The organism is Marinobacter goseongensis (assembly GCF_023156235.1).
Lineage (GTDB): Bacteria > Pseudomonadota > Gammaproteobacteria > Pseudomonadales > Oleiphilaceae > Marinobacter > Marinobacter goseongensis.
Window position 1 is genome coordinate 1 of record NZ_JAKZAI010000011.1, and the last position, 20,496, is coordinate 20,496.

Annotated in this window: 18 protein-coding genes; 15 read left to right on the plus strand and 3 right to left on the minus strand. The window is 58.5% G+C overall.

Annotated features, from left to right (window positions below; genetic code table 11):
• Positions 1 to 164: 164 nt before the first annotated feature.
• Both MLC70_RS11240 and sbcB read left to right on the plus strand, forming a co-directional pair.
• On the plus strand, positions 165 to 1,049 hold the full coding sequence (locus MLC70_RS11240; RefSeq protein ID WP_248183834.1) for a hypothetical protein: 885 nt from the start codon (positions 165 to 167) through the stop codon (positions 1,047 to 1,049).
• Between the two features lie 56 nt (positions 1,050 to 1,105).
• On the plus strand, positions 1,106 to 2,554 hold the full coding sequence (gene sbcB, locus MLC70_RS11245; RefSeq protein WP_248183835.1) for an exodeoxyribonuclease I: 1,449 nt from the start codon (positions 1,106 to 1,108) through the stop codon (positions 2,552 to 2,554).
• Between the two features lie 7 nt (positions 2,555 to 2,561).
• Here sbcB and MLC70_RS11250 read toward each other — a convergent pair whose 3' ends face one another.
• Together MLC70_RS11250 and MLC70_RS11255 are read right to left on the minus strand one after the other, a co-directional pair.
• Positions 2,562 to 4,562, minus strand: coding sequence for a tetratricopeptide repeat protein (locus MLC70_RS11250; RefSeq protein WP_248183836.1), 2,001 nt, complete (start codon positions 4,560 to 4,562; stop codon positions 2,562 to 2,564).
• Positions 4,563 to 4,657: 95 nt separating this feature from the next.
• On the minus strand, positions 4,658 to 5,824 hold the full coding sequence (locus tag MLC70_RS11255) for a flagellin (RefSeq protein WP_248183837.1): 1,167 nt from the start codon (positions 5,822 to 5,824) through the stop codon (positions 4,658 to 4,660).
• Between the two features lie 388 nt (positions 5,825 to 6,212).
• On the opposite strand from MLC70_RS11255, the gene MLC70_RS11260 reads away from it, so the two are divergent.
• The 12 genes from MLC70_RS11260 (at position 6,213) to MLC70_RS11315 (ending at position 18,557) form a co-directional block, all read left to right on the plus strand.
• Positions 6,213 to 6,947, plus strand: coding sequence for a cytidylyltransferase domain-containing protein (locus MLC70_RS11260; RefSeq protein ID WP_248183838.1), 735 nt, complete (start codon positions 6,213 to 6,215; stop codon positions 6,945 to 6,947).
• Positions 6,937 to 7,998 (plus strand): hypothetical protein, encoded by a 1,062-nt coding sequence (locus MLC70_RS11265; RefSeq protein WP_248183839.1) that lies wholly within the window; start codon positions 6,937 to 6,939, stop codon positions 7,996 to 7,998. Before MLC70_RS11260 ends, MLC70_RS11265 begins: the two co-directional genes overlap by 11 nt.
• Position 7,999: 1 nt before the next feature.
• On the plus strand, positions 8,000 to 8,989 hold the full coding sequence (locus tag MLC70_RS11270) for an N-acetylneuraminate synthase family protein (RefSeq protein ID WP_248183840.1): 990 nt from the start codon (positions 8,000 to 8,002) through the stop codon (positions 8,987 to 8,989).
• Positions 8,986 to 9,945 (plus strand): glycosyltransferase family protein, encoded by a 960-nt coding sequence (locus MLC70_RS11275; RefSeq protein WP_248183841.1) that lies wholly within the window; start codon positions 8,986 to 8,988, stop codon positions 9,943 to 9,945. Before MLC70_RS11270 ends, MLC70_RS11275 begins: the two co-directional genes overlap by 4 nt.
• Positions 9,914 to 10,726: a methyltransferase domain-containing protein gene (locus tag MLC70_RS11280; RefSeq protein ID WP_248183843.1), complete on the plus strand. Its 813-nt coding sequence runs from the start codon at positions 9,914 to 9,916 to the stop codon at positions 10,724 to 10,726. Before MLC70_RS11275 ends, MLC70_RS11280 begins: the two co-directional genes overlap by 32 nt.
• Before the next feature lie 40 nt (positions 10,727 to 10,766).
• Positions 10,767 to 12,878, plus strand: a complete 2,112-nt coding sequence (locus MLC70_RS11285; protein ID WP_248183845.1) for a motility associated factor glycosyltransferase family protein — start codon at positions 10,767 to 10,769, stop codon at positions 12,876 to 12,878.
• Between the two features lie 152 nt (positions 12,879 to 13,030).
• Positions 13,031 to 13,861, plus strand: a complete 831-nt coding sequence (locus MLC70_RS11290; RefSeq protein WP_248183847.1) for a flagellin domain-containing protein — start codon at positions 13,031 to 13,033, stop codon at positions 13,859 to 13,861.
• A gap of 71 nt (positions 13,862 to 13,932) precedes the next feature.
• Positions 13,933 to 14,370 carry a flagellar protein FlaG gene (locus tag MLC70_RS11295; RefSeq protein WP_248183849.1) on the plus strand — a complete coding sequence of 146 codons (438 nt, stop codon included), beginning with the start codon at positions 13,933 to 13,935 and terminating at the stop codon, positions 14,368 to 14,370.
• A 195-nt stretch (positions 14,371 to 14,565) separates the two neighbouring features.
• Positions 14,566 to 15,969: a flagellar filament capping protein FliD gene (gene fliD, locus MLC70_RS11300; RefSeq protein WP_248183850.1), complete on the plus strand. Its 1,404-nt coding sequence runs from the start codon at positions 14,566 to 14,568 to the stop codon at positions 15,967 to 15,969.
• Between the two features lie 29 nt (positions 15,970 to 15,998).
• On the plus strand, positions 15,999 to 16,397 hold the full coding sequence (fliS, locus tag MLC70_RS11305; RefSeq protein ID WP_248183851.1) for a flagellar export chaperone FliS: 399 nt from the start codon (positions 15,999 to 16,001) through the stop codon (positions 16,395 to 16,397).
• Between the two features lie 101 nt (positions 16,398 to 16,498).
• Positions 16,499 to 17,242, plus strand: coding sequence for a substrate-binding periplasmic protein (locus tag MLC70_RS11310; protein ID WP_248183852.1), 744 nt, complete (start codon positions 16,499 to 16,501; stop codon positions 17,240 to 17,242).
• Positions 17,243 to 17,345: 103 nt separating this feature from the next.
• The gene (locus MLC70_RS11315; protein ID WP_248183854.1) at positions 17,346 to 18,557 is read left to right on the plus strand and encodes an argininosuccinate synthase; all 1,212 of its coding nucleotides are present in this window, start codon (positions 17,346 to 17,348) and stop codon (positions 18,555 to 18,557) included.
• A gap of 342 nt (positions 18,558 to 18,899) precedes the next feature.
• Here the strand turns inward: MLC70_RS11315 and MLC70_RS11320 are convergent, their stop codons facing one another.
• Complete coding sequence (locus MLC70_RS11320) at positions 18,900 to 19,871, minus strand: GGDEF domain-containing response regulator (protein WP_248183855.1); 972 nt, start codon at positions 19,869 to 19,871, stop codon at positions 18,900 to 18,902.
• 117 nt (positions 19,872 to 19,988) lie between these two features.
• On the opposite strand from MLC70_RS11320, the gene MLC70_RS11325 reads away from it, so the two are divergent.
• Positions 19,989 to 20,471, plus strand: coding sequence for a YajQ family cyclic di-GMP-binding protein (locus tag MLC70_RS11325; RefSeq protein WP_248183856.1), 483 nt, complete (start codon positions 19,989 to 19,991; stop codon positions 20,469 to 20,471).
• Positions 20,472 to 20,496: the final 25 nt, after the last annotated feature.

Genomic DNA, 20,496 nt, shown 5'->3' on the forward strand with positions numbered 1-20,496 from the left:
CCTCCTTCATTTGAAAGCAGGAATCAGTGTGGCGAAATTCAGTTGCCAGCCACAGGTGCGGATTTATTGGCGCTTACTCAACGCCTGGGCTATAGTGCTTCCATGGCCAATCGACTACATAACATTACAATTAAGGCCGAAACACGATTCAGAGACGCAAAACGATGACAAAGAACGCGTACGGACACGCTGTTCTTGCACTGGCTTGCCTGGGTATTGCGCCCGTTGCCCAGGCTGAGCTGGAACCCATTTCCGAACAGGAGATGAGCGAAGTGCAGGGGCAGGGCTTCATGGCCATCGAAAACCTGACGGACGGCGTGCATCAGTTCACCCGCATGTCACTCACCATGGATGCGGAAACCCGTGTGAATGCCGACAGCATGACGCTGGGCAGCATAGACGGTGGCGCCGATTTCCTGGCAGCAGACGTGGCGTTGGGCCACATTGCCCGCGAAGACGGCGTGCAGCGCATTGACGGCCAGACCTACAGCGCTGGCGACACAGTGCCATTTGTGGGGCTGAAGCCTTACATTGAGCTGGCGGAGGTGGACAACCAACTGGCCGGCTTCCGCATGGGCTTCCGCGAGGCCCGCGGCACGTTCTCGTCAGACACGGAATCCTTCAGCGGCAACATCGGCCTTCAGATAGAGCAGGCGGACGGCAGCATCACCCCGGCCACGCTGTTTGATGCCAACAGCAATGCGACCAACTTCCGCGCCAGTCATTTCGGGATCGCCGGTGAGGCCACCGATTGCAGCGTGAGCGGTGGAGGCAACTGTGCACCGCTGAGCTACCTGCGTACCCTGGACATTGGCGATGCCCCGGACGTTGAGGGCGCGCCCGCCAAATTCACCAACGACTTCTTTCTCTCGTTTCAGCGCGAGGGTGTGAGCTGGCAGAGCCCGGAGGGCGGCAACGTGATAGAGGCCGCGAAAGGGGTGTTTCTTAACCTGCCCACCAGCATGACACTGAATGCCGAAACGGTGTTTCAGAACGGTATTCCGCGGGAGCAGACCAATTACATCGACCGTGGTAACGGGATGTTTTGATGGGCGTATTCCACTACACTGCGTTTGGTTTATAACCTGACGCAGGAGTCTTCCCGGTGATCCGCTCTTTTTACTGGCACGATTATGAAACCTTCGGCGTGGACCCGGTTCATGACCGGCCCTCGCAGTTTGCCGGCGTGCGGACCGATGCGGATCTGAACATCATCGAAGACCCGCTGGTGATTTACTGCAAACCTGCGGACGATTACCTGCCCTCTCCGGAAGCCTGCCTGATTACCGGTATCACGCCTCAGAAAGCCCTTCAGGACGGCTTCCCGGAGGCGGAGTTTATTGCCCAGATCAATGAGGCGTTCAGCCAGCCCGGTACCTGCGTGGTGGGCTACAACAGCCTGCGGTTCGATGACGAAGTAAGCCGCCACACCCTGTACCGCAATCTCCGCGATCCCTACGCCCGGGAATGGCAGAACGGCAATTCCCGCTGGGACATTATTGATATGGTGCGGCTGACCTACGCATTGCGCCCGGAGGGGATCGAGTGGCCCCGCAAGGAAGATGGCAGCCCAAGCTTTCGCCTTGAGGAACTGACCGTTGCCAACGGCATTGCCCACGAGGCCGCCCACGATGCCATGTCGGATGTGGAAGCCACCATTGCCGTGGCCAGGCTGATCAAGGAAAAGCAGCCCAAGCTGTTCGATTTCGTGTTGAACAACAAGGACAAGCACTCCGCCCGCGCCATGCTGGATACCGCTACCCTGAAGCCGGTGTTCCATGTGTCGGCCAAGTACCCGGCATCCAGAGGCTGCTGTGCATTGGTGGCTCCGGTGGCCGAGCACCCGACCAACAAGAACCTGATGATCGTTTACGATCTGCGGGAAGACCCCAGCGCGCTGATCCACGCCAGTGTTGACGAGATTCGTCAGCGGGTGTTCACTTCCCAGGCGGAACTGGGGGAGGGCGTCAGCCGGTTTCCCCTGAAGGGTGTGCAATTGAACAAGTGCCCGGTGCTGGCACCGGCGAACATGTTGTCTACCTTGTCACCGGAGCGGCTGGGAGAGCTGGCGCTGGATGGTGATCAGCTGCGGGCCAATCTCGCGTTGTTGCGCAAGGCCACAGACCTGCCCGCGCGGATTGCCGAGGCGTTTGACCGGGAATTCGAGGGCAGTGACCTGAGCGATCCGGACGAGCAGCTCTACGCCGGAGGCTTTATCAGCAAAACCGATCGGGAAAAGCTCAACTGGGTGATTCAGCAGCCGGTGGAGACTCTGGGTGAACTGGATGTTCGCTTTGAAGATGAGCGATTGCAGGAATTGCTGTTTCGCTACCGTGCCCGCAATTACCCGGGGAGCCTGATTGGTGAGGAAATGGAACGCTGGGAGACGTTTCGCAGCCAGCGTTTGATGCAGCCCAAGAAGGGGTGGTGGTCGCTGGAGGCGTATGGGAAGGAGCTGCAGCGGCTGGCGGCGGACCCGACGTTGGTGCCCGAGAAAATGCAGATCCTGGAGGATCTGCACTTGTATGGGGAATCGTTGATTCCTTACATGTGACGCCCAATCACCGCCGCTTGGCGAAGTACACGCTCAGCCCCTGGCCCATCAGGCTCTGAACCTCACTGCCCAGCGCCTCGGCCTGCACCTGCTTCTGCACCGGTGCGGTCGCCAGGGTGTGGCCGTCGGTGTCTCGCGCCTTGACCAGTTTCCACTCCACTTCGTTGCTGACCAGTGCCATCAGCTCTTGCAGCTGGTGGACGTCCTGGGGGCGGAACCAGCGATCGCGGCAGCCGCCGAGGGAGTAGAAGTCCGCTTCGTTGAGCAGGCTTTGCCAATGGTTGTCGTGCTTGTTGGTCAGCACCATGCGCCTGAGCTGGCGGAGCGCTGTGCGCGTGGGTTGCAGCTTGTGGTGGTCGATCAGTTTGCGAATCTGCCGGTCGCCTTCGGTTTGCTCGGCAACGGCGGTGTGCATATGCACCACGGCGCCGCTCTGAGTCGCGGAGCTCACCAGCGCAGCCAGAGATACGTCGGTCATGGCGGTGGACGGCAAGCGACCCACCTCTACCCAGTGCACTTTGTGCCCATCGGCAACGAAGCGCTGAGCAATCGACCAGGGCCAGAACACGATGTTGTCCATGCCCATGTCGTCCGCCATGCGAGTAGCCTTGGCAATGTTGGCCAGGGACTCGTCAACCGCAATCACTTCCACATCATCCAGGTAGTGGGCCAGTTCCATCGCCCGCTGGCCGGATTCCGCACCGCACACCAGAATGCGCAGGGTGGCCGGAAGGCTGTCTGTGGGCAGCTGTAATTCCTCTGCCATCAGCGTTTTCAGGCTGCTCCCGACGCGATGGGCCAGTTGTGACCAGCTCGGCCAGGCCTGGGGGACGTCCGCCTTGTCCAGGCACAGCTCGTCGGCTTTTTCGTCAAAATTCTGTTTGATGGCTTCTTCGGTGGCGCGCTCGTAGTAACTCGCCGCCAGCACCGGCTGCATGGCCAGCGGCCAGTCCACCAGATTCCATTGGCCCAGGTGAACGGCGAACGTTTGGTGAAAGAGGGCGCCGTATAGGGCGCTGAGTATCAGTGAGGCGGCCATGGCGTCCTGGGATTCGCCCATGGCGATCTGGGCGCAGAGGCTGTTGTTGAGGGTCTCGACCAGGCGCTCTTCGTCTTCGTCGGCACTCAGCGCATAGCCGGTGCGGTCGGCGTAGCGGGCCAGCGCCAGGGTCAGCGGCTGCAGGCTTTCCCGCAGTTCTGCTGTGTGCGCCACTTCCGCAATGACCGCGCGGCGAAGCATCGCGGCCAGTTCTTCCACCGCCGGGTCGGGCATCAGGGTTTTCTCCAGCGCCAGAATCAGCAGTTCGTCCTCGCTGGCCGCATCCAGAAAGATCTGCGCCTGCGGGTTGTCCAGGTCATATTGCTGGCGAATGATCGCCGCCACGAAGCGGCCCAGTTCCTGGTGGGGTAGGCCGTTCTTGTTCAGCAGGGCGATGGCGTCCTGTGCCAGGGCGGTGTCGGCCTTGGTAATGTCCAGGTGCGTCGCGCAGGTGACCATGCCGCTGTAGACGGAATCCCAGTGGGCACCGCTCTCCAGCAGTTTGCGATAGTGCAGATACGCCACATCAAACTGGCCCTGAAGCCGCTTGGCGTGGGCTACGCCGCAGAACGCGGCGGCCGATTGCCGGTCGAATTCCAGGGCTTGCAGGAAATACTGCTCTGCCAGCGCCGGGCGCTCATTCTTCATCGCCCAGTAACCGAGGTTGGCGTATTGCTGCGCCTGGCCCGGTTGCAGGTTCAGACTGGCGTTGAACAGGGTGTGGGCTTTCTCAAGCTGGCCATCATCCAGTTCTACCCGCCCGAGCAGCCCCAGTGCGGCGGCGTGGTCCGGCTCCTGTGCCAGCGCTTCATCGAGGTAGCTGCGGCATTCATGTCTCGCCTTGAGACGCTGAACAAACGAGGCTGTCCCGTTGTTGGACTCGCCATAAGCCAGGTTCGCCTGCAACACCAGCCGCGCCACGTGCGCCTGTGGGGATTCTGAATCCTGAATGTGATGCTGTGCTTGCATGGGACACCTCGTACAACCTGCCGGGGCAGTACTTCGATCTTGAAAGTAGGTCGGATTAGCCTGAGGCATAATCCGACATCAGCCTGTCTTTCTTATTAACCCTGCAGCAACTGCAGCACCTGCTGCGGTCGGGCATTGGCCTGGGCCAGAACCGAGAGACCGGCCTGTTGCAGGACCTGGGTCCGGGCCAGCTCCGCCGATTCCTTGGCGAAGTCCGCGTCCCGTATCCGGCTGTTGGAAGCCGAGAGGTTTTCGGACGTGGTGCTCAGGTTGGCAATGGTGGACTCGAAACGGTTCTGCACCGCACCCAGCTCGGCCCGCAGACCGTTGATCTGTTCGATGGCATAGTCCAGGGAAATCATGGCCAGGTCGGCGCCAGCCTGAGTAGAGACATCCGTGTTATTCACGGTGACCAGGTCATCCGGCACTGTCGTGGCGACCGAGAAGGTCGTCCCACTGGCGACGGTAACATCGACCGTAAAGGGCTGATCGAACGCCGAGGAGAAAATGATCTCGTCGTTGTTCTTGTTCAGGTAGGCGGTAATGCCGGTCTGGGGTGTTTGTGCGTTCACCTGACCGAGGATGTCCTGCAGTGAGCTGGCATCGGTAATGTTCAGGGTGGTGGTGCCTGACCCGTCCAGCAGCGGCAGGTCCACGGTGAAATCGACGGTTTCGCCATTCTCGAAGCGCTCAGCCACAGTCAGGCCGCTGACGTCGGCGTTCAAGATGCCGGACGTGTCGCCGATGACGGAGCCGAGCTGGCTGCCGCGGGCGTCAAGACCGTTAACCTGAATGGTTTCGCCGGTGTTGGCGCCCACCTGGAAGGTCTGTGTTGGCAGGGAGCCGTCCAGCACGCGCAGGCCATTGAAGGAGGTCTGGCCGGCAATTCGGTTGATCTCGGCCACCCGCTGCTGCACTTCCTGATTCAGTGCCTCACGGTCGGAGTTGCTGTTGGAACCGTTGGCGGACTGCACCGCCAGTTCGCGGATCCGCTGCAGGTTGGCGGTGATTTCGTCCAGCGCGCCTTCTGCGGTCTGTGCCAGAGAGATGCCGTCGTTGGCGTTACGCTGCGCCATGTTCAGGCCAGTGATCTGGGATTGAAAACGCTCTGAGATGGCCAGGCCGGCAGCGTCGTCTTTGGCTGAGTTGATTCTCAGGCCAGAGGACAGACGTTGTAGAGCCGTGTTGGCATCGGTTTGTGACGCATTCAGGTTACGCTGGGCATTCAGTGACGCGATGTTGGTATTAATGATCTGAGGCATGGTGTGTCTCCTGGACAGAAGTGCCGGTTAGAGGACCCTGTTGCGTTGCGCCCCTGCCGGCCATTATTCGTTGTGTTGCCGATTTACCGGAGACAAAGCGAAGTTCATGCCAATATCGTATTGGAGGTCCAGCCTGATGATTTTTAGGCTTTTTTAAGATGGCGCCAAAAGAGGTTGGCGGTTTGCTGCCACATTGCGGACGGCGTTTGGCGGCAGCGACTTGCCGCCCGCCCGGTTCAGTCTGAATGCCTCGTTGGTCGGTTTCGTTTACAGAGGGCTACCAATTTCCTCTTGCATAAAACCTGTATCTTTAACATGTTATTGTCTCGAATCCGGGCCGAAAAAGTGAGCGATTGAGCATGGTTAGGCGAGTTGGGGGCAGGCAAGTGTGAGCGCATCGATTATTCCGGTAATCTTTGCCAGGCTGGATTCCCGGCGACTCCCCGGTAAGGTCCTTGAGCCGCTGCTCGGGGGACAATGTGTTATTGATGAGCTGTTGGTTCAACTGAGGCGGATGGCTGAGCAGGTGCCAGGCGTCATCGAGCCGATTATCGCAACGACGTCGCGCGCGGTAGACGAGCCTCTGGTCCAAAAGGCCAGGCTGGCGGGCGTCGCTGCCGTCACCGATCATTTCGCGCCGTTGAAACGGCTCTCCGCCATTGCGGCTGCCCACCCCCAGTGTTGGCTCTGGCGTGTCAACGCCGACAGCCCGCTTCTCCTCCAGCCCCTGATCGAATTTGCGGCGGCGCAGTTACAGGGAATGGATGATCAGGTGCACGTCATCACGAATCTGGTTGATCGAAGCTTTCCTTATGGGGTGTCACTCGAAATGTTTCGGGCGGCCGTGATCAACGCTGTCAATCTGGATCAGGCCACACCCGAGCAGCTCGAACACATAACACCGGTTACCCAGCAACTTCCGTCGCGCGCGGTGTTCGGGGTTACCGCCGGCGACCTGGATCTGGCTCGCTTTGATCCTGGCGTTCGGCTAACCATTGATGATGCGACAGATGCCGGATTTTTTCGCGCGCTCTGGACCGATCCCGATTTTCAGAGAACCCGCCCCGGAAGTGTGGAGCGTGTAAACTATGCTTATAACAGGAGGCGCTCTGGTGAGACTTAATATCTACCACATCTGTCCGTTTGGTCCGGGCTTCAATATCGGCAATTTCATGATCCAGCAGTCGGTCCGGCGGATGGTGGCCAGTCTGTCGGGTTGCGGTATCAATTTTATCACTGTGCCGGCGTCAGGTTTTGGCTCCAAGGCGGGGCTGACCAAACAGATTGTCTACGACATCAATCAGACCGCAGACGGTGTGATTGTGGGTGGCGGTAACCTGTTTGAAAACGGCGAGATTTCGATAGACCGGACTGCACTGCAGGCGTTGCGCCGTCCGATGCTGATTTACTCTTCCTCCTACGGGCGCATCTACGGCCCCGATTTGTCCTACGTTCGACGCACCGATGCCATCAGCGATGCGGACCTGCGGGCGCTGCTTGAGCGGGCCGATGTCGTTCTCTCACGGGATGAGGCGACCAGAAGGCACATTGACTCCCTGACGCAACATTCTGACCATCAGGTGGGCGGCTGTCCCTCGGTGTACATCTCGGAACTGGCAGCGGCGGAGTTCGAAGCGAGTCCATCGGCGGAGACCCGGTACCCGATGCTGGCGGTGCGGAACCCAGAGCAGATGAACGTACCCCTGTCACAGAAAATTCGTGTCCATGCGCTTTCCGAGCAATGCCTCGAAATCCTTGAGCGCAGGCAGGGCAAGCCGGCTATGGTGCTGTGCAACGATCAGAGGGATATTGAGTACGCCATGTCGTTTGGCAGGGAGATTCTCTACACAAGCGACGTTTATGAATATTTTCAGATTCTGGACGGCGTCAGCGAGGCTATTTCCTTTCGCGTGCATACCAGTCTGCCCCTCTGGTCTCTGGGGCGGCCCGCGCTGAACCTGTCCTACGATGAGCGTTCGGAAAGCCTGATCGATGCCCTGGGGATGAGTCAGTATGATCTCAACATTGTGGAAGATCGTGATTCGACACTCGGGAAAATTGAGTCCCGGTTGGACTCATTTCCTGTTTCCGTGGAGCCTCCCGCGCGCTGGCAGCAATTGCGGGAGACGCAGGAAGCGGGTATCCGGCGGTTTCTGAAGCTTTTGGAGGTGTAATGTGAAGATCATTTCTGAAGCCGCCATGAATCACTTTGGGTCCGTGCCCTTGCTGTGGCGATGTGTGGCATCGTCGCTTGAGGCGGGAGCCGATTATGTGAAGTTCCAGCTGATTCGTGATGAGGAAATCTATGCGGACGGTCAGTATGAATACGGCACTTACGATATCGATGAGGTGCGCTGGCTGAGGCGTCATTCCCGCATACCCCATGAGCAGTATCGGCAGACCGCAGACCGGGCGGCCAGCCTTGCCGGCTATCGGTGTATGACAGCAACTCCCTTTGATCTGCGCTCGCTGGACGAGCTGATCGAAACCGACCCGCCGTTCGTCAAAGTCGCCAGTGGCGACAACAATTACATGGAGTTGCTGGATGCGGTTGGCCGTTCCGGTCGAACGGTGATCATTTCAACCGGAATGTCCACGACGGAACAGATTGATCAGGCCGTTGAACGGCTGATGAGACATACCTCCGATATTGTGCTGATGCACTGCGTTGCGGCGTACCCCCACGGGTGTGATGAGTCAATGCTGGGCTCCATCCCCTGGTTGCAGAATCGCTACCAGTGCCCGATTGGTTATTCGGATCACTCGGTTGGCTATGGTGCAGCCATGCTGGCTGCATCGCTCGGCGTGGAATGGTTTGAAAAGCATTTTACGCTTTCAGCGGACAACGGTGGGCTTGATGCCAAACACTCGGTCACGCCCGCCGGACTGGCGGAATACTGCCGCATGGTTCGCAGCGTGAAACCGGCGCTGGAAACGGTGCGCACAGAGCCGACGGATGCCGAGCAATACACTGCTCGTCGCGCCCGCCGCGGTCTTTACTTCAGCCGGGACCTTCCTGCCGGGCATGTCTTGCGCACGGAGGATTTTGTCCCCTTGCGCCCGGAGCGGGATTTTTCGGTTGGAGAGCTTGAGGGCGTTGTAGGCCAGACACTCAATTCAGCCGTGGAAAAGCGAACGCCGCTCTGCAAAGAGCATCTTCAATGATCAACCGGCCAAAGGTGGTGCTCATCGCAGAGATCGGCCACCGTGTTGGCTGGGGGCATGTGTCCCGCTGCCTGATTCTGCGGCGCATACTGTCGCCATCCTTCGATGTGGAACTGAAAATCGTCAACAGAGAGGGCTGGGCGAATCCCGAGCTGGAACAGGCGTTTGCTCTCCAGCACCCGGTCCGGGCGGATATTGCGTTCGTTGATGGCTTGGAGTTGCGTGAGGAACTTGGCCTGAAGGTGCGGGCAGGTGCGGTGGCGTCCTTGTCGTATATGTCAGACGTCAATGATGTGGTCGATCTGGTGGTTGCCCCTGCGCTTAATGGAATGGATGTACCGGGTCATTTTCTCACCGATCTGTCTGCCATTCTCTGTAATCGCCCGAAAGCCATCGCGGGTCCGCATGATCGGAACAGTGGCGCGCTGACGATCGGCATCTCGATGGGCGGCGCGGATGTTGAGGGTCTTACCCCGGTTCTTGAGCGGGCCTTGGGCCAATCCGGGCATCGAATCCTGACGATGGCCAATGAGGCGGGCCGTCATCCCACGCTTTCGCACTTTCTCGAGCACAAACTGTACGACCATCCCGCTGATCCGTTTCCGTATTACGTGTTTTCTGAGTGTGATCTGGTGGTCTGTCAGGGTGGGTTGAGTGCTATTGAAATCGCGTTGCTCGGCATCCCGACGGTTATTCGGAGCCGTTCCGATTTTACCCCGGCATACCGCTTTCTGGAGTTGTCCGGTTGTTCCCGGCGATCAACCGGCAGCAGCATTGCTGAACTGGAGAATACGATCAATTTCGTTTGCGACAATGGCGGCCAGCGGGCAGAGATGGCGCGGGCATGCCGTGGCCTGGAGGCGGAAATAGATGAGTCCTTCTGGCAAGTGCTTATCTATCAACTGATCAAGAAGGAAGCGCACCATGAAGCAATGCCGTTTTTGCGGGGGCACTGACCTTAAGCCCTGGACCGGGCGATACCAGCGCTGCAATGACTGCCTGTACATCTGTTCGGTGCCGGCACCGACACCGGAAGAGATCGATCAGCATTACAGCCGGTACCATGAAAACAATCATCAGAAGTCTGAAGCCAAGAATCTTGCCCGTGCGGTGTCTTACCGCCAGGAGATTCGCTGGCTGGAGGGTCGGCTGGGTGACCCACTCCCTGCGCCGGTATTTGATTATGGCGCCTCTGGCGGCTATTTTCTGGATGCGCTGGTTTCCGACGGCAATGTGCCGGCCAGTGCCGCATACGGCGACGATCTGTCACCCGGGGCTGTTGAGCAGTTAGTAGAGAAGGGTTACCGCAAAACGGTGGCCTCTTGTGAGCCCGGGTCGATGCAGCTGGTAACGCTCAGGGGGGTTCTGGAGCACCTGCTGGATTTTCGGGGTATCGTAGCGGACCTGACCGACCTGGTGGCTGAGGGGGGCGCTTTCTTTATTACCGCGACGCCGGATGCCTCGTCAACGGTTGCGAACCTCTATCGGGACCGCTGGGTGCAACATCATTATCCCAGCCACTTTCAGCACTTTACCTCGGCGCTGGTTGACCAGTTGCTGGCCGAACGTGGTTTTGTGCTGATCGATCATGTGGATCTGTACCGGGAATCTGTATATCGCTCGGACGCGGATGATCATCACTGGTTGCGCGCGGTGCAGGGCTCGCTGCCGGACGTGCATCACGCCTACTGGGGCTCGATGATGACCCGGCTGTACCGACGCGGCCCCCGGCCCTGAACAGATAAATGAATTCGATGCCAGACACGGCGAGGTTTAGATGAGCAACAACCCGGATACCGCCGCACAGGTTTATCTGAGGCGCAAACAAAAGAACCTGGACTTCTTCAAAGTGAGCTTGCCGAAGATTTATCAGATTCTTGAGAACCAAATGCTGACCCGCGCCGAACTGGTGGTGACGCCCGGGGCCAAAGATCTGGACATGACGATTGATGGTCAGTCGTGTTACCGGGGGCTGGCGAAGGAATATTCAGAAGACGAAGCGCTGCAGTTTCTCAAGGAGAATCCGCCGGAGAAACCGCTGAAAACCTTTGCGCCGGAGTGGCCGTCTTCATACCCCGCTGATCGCTTCGCGTCAGTCAGGGTGCGCCACTTGCTTGAGGCCAGCCCGGTTACCCCCGAGAACTTTGAAGGGTACCTGCGCGGCAACAATTTTTTTCCTTCCATTGTCTTTCTCGGGTGCGGTCTGGGCTTTCATATTCAGGCCGTGCTGGAGAGAACCACGGTGGTGAGCGCGTTCATCGTTGAGCGAGAGCCGGAGAAGTTCGCTCTCAGCCTGTTTACAGTGGACTGGGCGGCGATCTGCGCGAAGTTCAAGCGGCGCGGGCATTCCATCAATTTTGCCATCGGTCTTGGCAATGGCAGCGAAAATATCCAGAGCATTCTGGCGCGGCATCTCAAGGGCGCGGTGCCGTTCTACCCCTTCATGACGACTTACTACAATCACCTGGCGGACATTGAGCTGGCCGAGGCGGCCATGGAGGTGTCCAAGGACGTTGCAACGATTGCGGCCCACTGGTCCAACTACGATGATCAGCTGATTCGTTTGCGAAACACCGCCTTCAACGTAAGCAAGGGCATCTGTTACCTGAAGAAGAAAAACCTGCCCGCCAGCGAGTATCCGCTGGTCGTGGTGGGCAGTGGGCCCTCCATTGACCATCGCATCGACAGCCTGAAATCGGTCCGGGATCGCGTTCTGATCGTCAGTGCGGGTACGGGCCTGCGCCCTCTGCTGATGGCGGGAATAAAGCCGGATCTGCACGTTGAGCTTGACCCCGGCTACTCAATCTATGAGATCCACGCGGACCTGGGCGCTGACACGCTGAAGGATATTCCGCTGTTGGCGGTGAATGAGATCAACCCCCACGTGCCCGAGCTGTTCGGCCGTACCCGATACTACTTCAAATCGGACAACGCGGTGCCGGCCCTGCTGGGCATTCCCGGTGATGGGTTCCCCGGGTGCAACCCGACCTGCACCAACGCGGCCTTGTCGATCAGCTACAGCCTGGGCTTCCGCAAGCTGTTCCTGTTTGGCACCGACTACGGCTTCGAGAGCAAGGATAAGGATCACGCCAGCACCTCCATTCACGGCGATAAGGCGGACACCGATTTTGCCTTGCAGTTCCGCGCCAAAGTGGCAAAGCGGAAGCGCCCCGTCTTTGAGGTGCCCGGGGTGGGGGGCGGCAGGATTTACACCCGTAGCGACTATTACAGCGCCAAACGCAGCGTGGAGCAGTTGTTGCTGGACCTGGAAAGCGCGGCGTCATCCATGGAGGTGTTCAACTGCGCGGACGGTGCCGAGATCGAGGGTACCGTCTGGCTCGCGGAGGAGGATTTCGTCAAACGGATTGAGGGCCTCAGTGCTGCGGACTTGCCCAGCCTGGATGAGCGTTTTCAGTCAATAGAGGCAGACCTGGGCCGCGACACCATGGACGAAGCGCTACCGGATCTGGTGGCGGAAATCCGCCGGGAAACCGGTGCGCTCGCCAGGCTGGTGAAGAAAACCAAGCTGGGTGGGGCCCGGGATCTTGCGCTTCTTGCCAATGAGCTGAAGACATCAATTACCAGAATAAAGCCCAAACCGGGCGGCGTAGGGGTGACCGGAGCGCAACTGGCGATGAATCAGGTATTGCAGGGTGGCGTGCTGCGACTGGTGCATGTCGGCCTCTCTCATGGGCTGGCGTGTCACGATGGCAAAGGGCGCGACCAGTTCATCCGGTTATGGCGGGATCAGGTGGTGGATCTGCTGGAGGCGCTGCCGGATCATTTTCAGCGTGTGATGTCCGATGCCCGCCCGATGGCAGACAACCCCTGGTCTCGAACCGGTATTCGATTCCCCGAGCCAGAGCTCTACGAACAGGGGGGTTCCTAGGCCTTACAATCCGTAACAAACAAACCGTCTTTTTTCCTAAAGGATGTCGACAGGGCGCCGTTAAGCAACTCAGTAGGGCGGCTACCCCAAACAAACGAGACGGGAGCCAGACCTCTTTCAAATGAAACAAAATCGTTTTTAGGAGAAGCATTATGGCTCTCGGCATCAACACCAACGTCGCATCACTGAACGCACAAAACCAGCTGAACCGTTCACAGGGTCTGTCTGACCAGGCACTTCAGCGTCTGTCCTCTGGCCTGCGCATCAACTCGGCCAAAGACGACGCCGCTGGCCTGGCGATCTCCACCCGCTTTGACACCCAGATTCGTGGCTTGAGCGTTGCTCAGCGTAACGCTAACGACGCAATCTCCATGGTGCAAACGGCCGAGGGCGGCCTGAATGAGACCGTGGGTAACCTGCAGCGGATCCGCGAGCTGGCCGTGCAGGCTGCCAACGGTTCCAACACCGACGAAGACCGTGCTCTGCTTCAAGCCGAAGTGTCACAGCGTCTGGACGAGATCACCCGTATCTCTACAGATACCCAGTTCAACGGCCAGAGTGTGCTCGACGGCCAGCTGAACAGTGGTAACGCGGTTTCTTTCCAGGTGGGCGCCAACGCCGGCCAGACCATTGACGTGTCTTTCGATCAGGACATGTCTGCCTCGGGTCTGTCGGTGGCTGCCCTCGATATCAGCACCGCCAGCGGCGCTTCTGCGGCCCTGGACACTCTGGACACCGCGTTGGACACCGTAAACTCGTTCCGGTCCGATCTGGGTGCGGTGCAGAACCGGTTTGAAAGCACCATCAACAACCTGGCGACCAACATCGAGAACCTGAGCGCATCCAACAGCCGGATCGTGGATGCAGACTTCGCGGCAGAAACCGCCAAGCTCTCCAAGGCGAACGTGTTGCAGCAGGCTGGTATCTCGGTACTGGCACAGGCGAACGCCCGGCCGAACCAGGTTCTGTCCCTCCTGCAGTAATTGGGACAACGCGGCAAAGCTACCCCACTCCCGGGGTAGCTTCTCGCCGTTAGAAGATAGCGGGGTGAGCTATGAATGACGTGAACCTTATTAGCCCGGATCTGAAGCTGGTCCGCTCCAGTGAGCAAGCTCCGGCTCGGGCGTCCGCGTCACCTCAGGTCGAAGGCAGCAATGCCTCCGCTCAGTCGTTCGTGTCCTCTGCTGGTCGGCCAGTACCCATCCAATCCCTCAGTGTCCAGGATCCCTCGAAAGCGGAAAGGCTTGAGAGTCGGAACGAGGCGCAGCGGGAAGCATTGGATGAAGCGGTCTCCCGTCTGAACGATTATGTCCAGACGGTCCAGCGGGATCTGCAGTTCGAAGTGAACAACGACATCGGCCAGACCATCGTGCGTGTGGTGGATCAGGAAACCCGGGAAGTTGTGCGACAGATCCCTGACGAGGTAGCGTTGAGGTTGGCAGAAAACTTGCAGCAGGATGAACCGCTGACGTTATTCAATGCAAAAGTGTAAAACCTTGCCGGTTTGAGCTTGGCGTGAATAATGGCATTTCAGCACCGCCGCCCCCTGACAGGGCCGGCGGTGTTCTGCATTGAGCGCCCGGGGTTTACGTCCTGTTACAAAAACAGGGTCTGATAGGGCAAAGTTTTGCCGCTCGGTGCCGATAAACAGGTACTTGGTTAATTCAGCCTTTCAGGAGGCACGGTCATGGCATCAATCACATCGTTAGGCGCGGGTTCCGGCATTTTCAGTGCCGACCTGCTCGACCAGCTGGTCAATGCTGAGCGACGGCCCACGGAACTTCGCCTTGACCAGCGCCAGCAGCGCACAGAGACCCGCATTTCTGCCTATGGTGCCATTCGCAGTGCCATGGAGGAGATGCGAGCCTCTATGGAAAAGCTCAGCAGCCCCGAGGGCATGAAGGCGTTCTCATCCAGCTCCTCCAACGAGAGTGTGGCGGGAGTTTCGGTGGATGCGCTCAGTGCCAGCCGCGGTTCGTACAGTCTGAATGTGACTCAGCTTGCCCAGTCTCAATCATTGGCGTCCGGCGTGTTTGCGGATCGTGACACCACCACGGTTGGAACGGGCACGCTGACCTTCGATGTGGGTGGGGTTACCACGAACATCACCGTGGACGGCAGTAACAACACCCTGGAAGGCCTGGCGGCATCCATAAACGACGCGAATGCCGGGGTCTCCGCGGGTGTGGTAGACACCGGTTCCGGTTTCCGCCTGGTATTGTCGGCTGAGGAATCCGGCCTTGAGAATGCCGTGCAGGTATCGGTAACCGACAGCGATGGTAACAACACAGACGCCGGTGGCCTCAGCCAGTTCGCGTTCAACGGCACGGCCAGTAATCTTGAAGAAACAGTGGCCGCCAAAGATGCGCAACTCGAGATTAACGGTATCGCGGTCAGCCGGCCCACCAACTCGGTGGAGGGGGTGATTGATGGTGTCACATTCGACCTGAAGTCAGTGGGTACCTCTGCGGTCACGATCCAGCGGGATGCAGAGGCCGTTGCCAGCAATGTTCAGGCTTTCGTGGACAAGTTCAACGCGTTCCAGGACGTGGTCAAGAAAGTCTCGGGCTTCGACGCCGAATCTGGTCGTGGCGCGGTTCTTACGGGTGACTCCACGGTGCGCAACATTCAGAGTGACTTGCGCCGAATGCTGACAGAGATTCCCCCGGGGCTGGAAGAGTCCCCGATCCGGATGCTGGCGGATGTCGGTATCAAGACGGATCCGAGTACCGGCAAACTGGAATTTGATCAGGCGCGTTTTACGGAACAACTTGAGGCGTTTCCGGAGGCCATGACCTCACTGTTTGCGGAGAAAGATGGTGTAGAGGGCATCGCTGAGCGCACGGTGAATGTGGTGACCAATTTCCTGGCCAGCGATGGTGCGCTGGCCGCAAGAACCGAAGGACTGAACGACGACCTGGAAAAAATCCAGGACCAACGGGATCGCCTGGAGCTGCGGTTGCAGTCACTGGAGGAGCGCCTGTTCAACCAGTTCTCTGCCGCGGATTCACTCATTGCACGACTGAACAGCACGGGTGACTTTGTCAGCCAGCAATTGGCAGCGCTGGCGCCCAGGAGCAATGAGCGCTAGTCTGAACAGGACAGTTAAGGGGTTATAGCATGAACGGTCTTCAGCAATATCAGAGAATCAATACCCAGACCAGCATCACCGATGCTGATCCGCACAAGCTGATTCAGCTGTTGTACAACGGTGCGCTGGAGCGCATCAATATGGCCAAGGCAAAAATGCAGGCCAACGACCATCAGGCCAAGGGCGCGGTGATTGTTAAGGTGATCGACATTGTGGCCGGCCTTCGCAGTTTCCTCGATAAAGAGCAGGGCGGCGAACTGGCCGAGCGGTTGGATGCGCTCTATGACTACATGGAACGCACGTTGTGGGAGGCCAATGTCCACAATGATCCGTCCAAACTCGACGAAGTCGCCAACCTCCTGCGCGCCATCAAGGAAGGCTGGGACGGCATCCGCGAGGAAGTCGTCAACCAGCAGCAGGCCGTTTAAGCCTAGTTCCCGATAACAATGGCCCGATATACGGGCCATTGTTCCATCCTGCCAGCTATACTTTCTATCCGTTTCTGAACTCGGGCAAGGCCCTGTTACACATGTCTCGTTATTGGCTCTCGTGGGTTGCCGGGTGTTTAGGCGCGTTGCTTGTCACAGTCACTTTCTCTGCCCGCGCGGAACCCACCTACGCGACCTTTTCTATCCCCGATGTCTGGCCCTGGGCGTATGAAGCCGAGAGCGGGGAACAGCGCGGTAGCCTGATCAGGCTGGCAAATCGCCTGTCGGACATCTCGGGCATTCCGATCCGCGCCGAGCTGCGACCGCTGCGACGGGTTATCCGCGAAATTACGGCCGGTGATGTTGGCTTCACCTTTCTGTTTCAGAGCCCGGAGCTGGATGAAAAAGCGGTTCCGGTACACAAGGTTATGAATGTTAACCTGTTGCTCCTGGCCGCGGCGGATACGGATTACCCGCTGGACCTCCAATCGTTGGCAGACCAGCGCGTGGCCTACATTCGCGGAACCTACCTGGGCGAAGCGTTCAAGAACAACGCTGACATAGTCAAAGTGCCGGTCAACAGTGTGGGCCAGGCCATGGAGTTGTTGATGATGGGCCGCGTCGCCGCCATCCTTGCCAGCGATCACAATATTCTCCGAACCATCGAGTCGCGGGATGTGACATTCCGCCAGTTCCGCTATCAGCGGCATGTGCAGGGCCAGCCGGCCATGCTGTACCGCTCCCGAAGCGGTAGCGAGGACCATGCGGATAAGTTCACCCGCGCCCTCGAGGCCATGGCCGAGAGTGGCGAGCTGCAAAGCATTTTTTTCGGCCAGGCTGAGTAAGCGTCGGGTTCCCGACTTTTTGCCCAATAGCCATTACTCCCGCGCTCCCGTACAATATGCGCCTTATTTTACTGACCCCGATTTCAGGATTTGGAGCAAGGGTATGTCTGATATCAACAAGGTGGTGCTGGCTTATTCCGGTGGCCTGGATACGTCTGTGATTGTTCGTTGGCTGCAAGACACCTACAACTGTGAGGTGGTCACCTTTACCGCCGACATCGGCCAGGGTGAGGAAGTTGAGCCGGCCCGTGCCAAAGCGGAAGCACTGGGTGTAAAGGAGATCTACATCGAGGACCTGCGCGAGGAGTTCGTGCGGGATTACGTATTCCCGATGTTCCGTGCCAACACCATCTACGAGGGCGAGTACCTGCTGGGTACCTCCATCGCTCGCCCGCTGATTGCCAAGCGTCTGATCGACATTGCCAATGAAACCGGTGCAGACGCGATCTCCCACGGCGCCACTGGCAAAGGGAACGATCAGGTGCGCTTCGAGCTGGGTGCCTATGCGCTCAAGCCGGGCGTCAAGGTGATTGCGCCCTGGCGCGAGTGGGATCTGAACTCCCGTGAGAAACTGCTGCAATACTGTGAAGAGCGCAACATTCCGGTCGAAATGAAGAAGGGTAAGTCCCCGTACTCCATGGATGCCAATCTGCTGCACATTTCCTATGAGGGCATGAACCTTGAGGATCCCTGGGCGGAAGCCGAGGAAGACATGTGGCGCTGGAGCGTGTCTCCGGAAGCCGCGCCAGACCAGCCCACGTATGTGGAGCTGACCTACCGCAAGGGTGACGTCGTCGCCATCGACGGTGAGGAAATGAAGCCTCACGTGGTACTGGAAACCCTGAACAAGATTGCCGGTGCCAACGGTATCGGTCGTCTGGATATTGTCGAGAACCGCTACGTGGGCATGAAGTCCCGCGGCTGCTACGAGACCCCGGGTGGCACCATTCTGCTGCGTGGGCACCGTGCCATCGAGTCCATCACTCTGGATCGGGAAGTGGCTCACCTGAAGGACAGCATCATGCCGCGCTACGCGGAAGTGATCTACAACGGTTACTGGTGGTCGCCGGAGCGGGAAGCGCTGCAGGCGTTGATCGACCAGACTCAGCATTACGTCAACGGTACCGTTCGCCTGAAGCTCTACAAGGGCAATGTGGACGTGGTGGGACGTAAGTCTGACGACTCCCTGTTTGACGAGAAGATCGCCACCTTTGAGGAAGATCAGGGTGCCTACGATCAGAAGGACGCAGAGGGCTTCATCAAGCTCAACGCCCTGCGCCTGCGCATTGCCGCTGGTAAAGGCCGCAAGCTCTGATCTGAGCGGGTTCTGTCAGAACCGCCTGCAAACGCCCGGAACGTTCCGGGCGTTTTTTTTGCCTTGAGTTTTGTTTGCCCAATAAAAAAGCCAGCTCGTGTGAGCTGGCTTGAAAACAAATCTCGAGGAAAAAACGAAAGTGCCTGAAAAATTCGCTAGTCCGGTGGACTCGATTCCCATACGGCGGCGGAGGTACTGCACGGCTCCTCCGCCAATGGGCGGATACTGCTTGAATCCACCCTTGCAGAATAGGGCTTCCGCGCCGGGGAGTCTGTTTGTTAAGTGTGTGCAGGTGTTACGGAATGTGTTGTCGGATGAGCAAAGCGTAATCCGACAGGCCAATCAGGCGCTGGCCTTCAACTCCGGCACGGTTTCGGTGAAACGCCGGGTTTCATACGCGTCCACCAACCCCTGAACAGCCGCGCGCTCCACGTCCTGCACGCCAGGGGTGCCATTCTGGGCGTCGGATTTGCACAGCACCATGCCCGCTTCCACAGAAATATAGCCGGCGGTGGTTTTCAGGGCTTTGTGGTTAATGCCGTCAAACACCCTCCGGAATGCAGTGGTGGTGCAGTTATCGCTGGTGGGGAAATGGGCCACGATAGCGAACTGATTGTCGCCCACCCGGCACAGCGCGTCCATCGGTCGGATCAGGTGGCTCAGGCGGCGGGCGATACCGATTGCCAGCTCGCTCATCACGGACGGAGGATGTTTGCGCTTCAGTTCCTGCCAGTTACGGATGCCGCACAACACATAGGCGGTAGCGCCATTGCGGGATTCGGCGTGGCGCAGGGTTTTGCCCAGGCGCTCGCGGGCGTACTTGTTGTTGCACAGCCCGGTTTCCAGGTCGATGATGTTGGTCGCTTCCAGCTCCCGGTTATTTTCGATCAGCAGGGAATTGGCTCGCAGCAGGGTGTTTTGCCGGTCCGCCATACGGTCGGCGGCGAAAATACGGGGAATCAGCTGCTTGGTCATGTCGGACTTGTAGATGAAATCGTCCACGCCCCGATCAAAGGCTTCGGACAGCGCCTCCACACTCTCGCGGGCGGTCAGCAGAATAACGTAGGTGTAGTGGTTGTCCTGCTCGTCCTGCTGGCGCACCTGGTCGGTCAGTTCCAGCCCGTCCATTTCCGGCATCAGCCAGTCCGCAATCAGCACGCTCACCGGGCGCTGTTCAATCAGTGCCAGGGCCGCCGGCGCGTTGTTGGCAATGCGCACATCGCGATAACCGGCGTTCTTCAGGGTGCGGCCAACCACCATGCTGCTGAACTTTGCGTCGTCTACTACGAGGATGGGGAGATCCAGATTTGGCATTGTTATCTACTTTTAACCAGTCCATTGTCAGATGCGGTAAGGTGCGGGTCTTGCTATGCTTTGCCCTTATTTTCTAGGTCAGAGTATACCCCTAACGGAATTCGGAGAATAACGACCATGCCCTCTTTTGACATAGTTTCAGAAATCGATATGCACGAAGTGACCAATGCCGTGGACCAGGCCAAAAAAGATCTGGCGACTCGCTGGGATTTCAAGAACGTGGACGCGACTATCGAGCACGATGATAAGGGCATTACCATCAGCGCCGAGCAGGAATTTCAGCTGGAGCAGCTAATGGACATGCTGCGGATGGCGTTCGCCAAGCGCAAGATCGACGGCCGCGCGCTGTCAGAGGACGGCGAAAGCAAGTCCGGCAAGCTGGTCAAGCAACATTTGCTGCTGAAGCAGGGCATCGAAACCGATATGGCCAAGAAGATCGTCAAGCTGATCAAGGAAGCCAAGCTGAAGGTCCAGGCCAGCATTCAGGGCGATAAAGTGCGGGTAACTGGCAAGAAGCGCGACGACCTTCAAACCGCCATCGCCCTGCTGAAAGAAACCGAGCTGGAGATTCCTCTGCAGTTCAATAATTTCCGCGACTGATCCGGAGGCTGCACCATCGAATCCG

Bases quoted from the DNA above. Each gene is read 5' to 3' on its own strand.
- MLC70_RS11250 (WP_248183836.1), bottom strand. From the start codon at position 4,562: ATGCAAGCACAGCATCACATTCAGGATTCAGAATCCCCACAGGCGCAC.
- fliS (WP_248183851.1), top strand. From the start codon at position 15,999: ATGAACGGTCTTCAGCAATATCAGAGAATCAATACCCAGACCAGCATC.
- MLC70_RS11295 (WP_248183849.1), top strand. From the start codon at position 13,933: ATGAATGACGTGAACCTTATTAGCCCGGATCTGAAGCTGGTCCGCTCC.
- MLC70_RS11310 (WP_248183852.1), top strand. From the start codon at position 16,499: ATGTCTCGTTATTGGCTCTCGTGGGTTGCCGGGTGTTTAGGCGCGTTG.
- MLC70_RS11290 (WP_248183847.1), top strand. From the start codon at position 13,031: ATGGCTCTCGGCATCAACACCAACGTCGCATCACTGAACGCACAAAAC.
- MLC70_RS11280 (WP_248183843.1), top strand. From the start codon at position 9,914: ATGAAGCAATGCCGTTTTTGCGGGGGCACTGACCTTAAGCCCTGGACC.
- MLC70_RS11240 (WP_248183834.1), top strand. From the start codon at position 165: ATGACAAAGAACGCGTACGGACACGCTGTTCTTGCACTGGCTTGCCTG.
- MLC70_RS11285 (WP_248183845.1), top strand. From the start codon at position 10,767: ATGAGCAACAACCCGGATACCGCCGCACAGGTTTATCTGAGGCGCAAA.
- MLC70_RS11275 (WP_248183841.1), top strand. From the start codon at position 8,986: ATGATCAACCGGCCAAAGGTGGTGCTCATCGCAGAGATCGGCCACCGT.
- MLC70_RS11255 (WP_248183837.1), bottom strand. From the start codon at position 5,824: ATGCCTCAGATCATTAATACCAACATCGCGTCACTGAATGCCCAGCGT.
- MLC70_RS11320 (WP_248183855.1), bottom strand. From the start codon at position 19,871: ATGCCAAATCTGGATCTCCCCATCCTCGTAGTAGACGACGCAAAGTTC.
- fliD (WP_248183850.1), top strand. From the start codon at position 14,566: ATGGCATCAATCACATCGTTAGGCGCGGGTTCCGGCATTTTCAGTGCC.
- MLC70_RS11325 (WP_248183856.1), top strand. From the start codon at position 19,989: ATGCCCTCTTTTGACATAGTTTCAGAAATCGATATGCACGAAGTGACC.
- MLC70_RS11315 (WP_248183854.1), top strand. From the start codon at position 17,346: ATGTCTGATATCAACAAGGTGGTGCTGGCTTATTCCGGTGGCCTGGAT.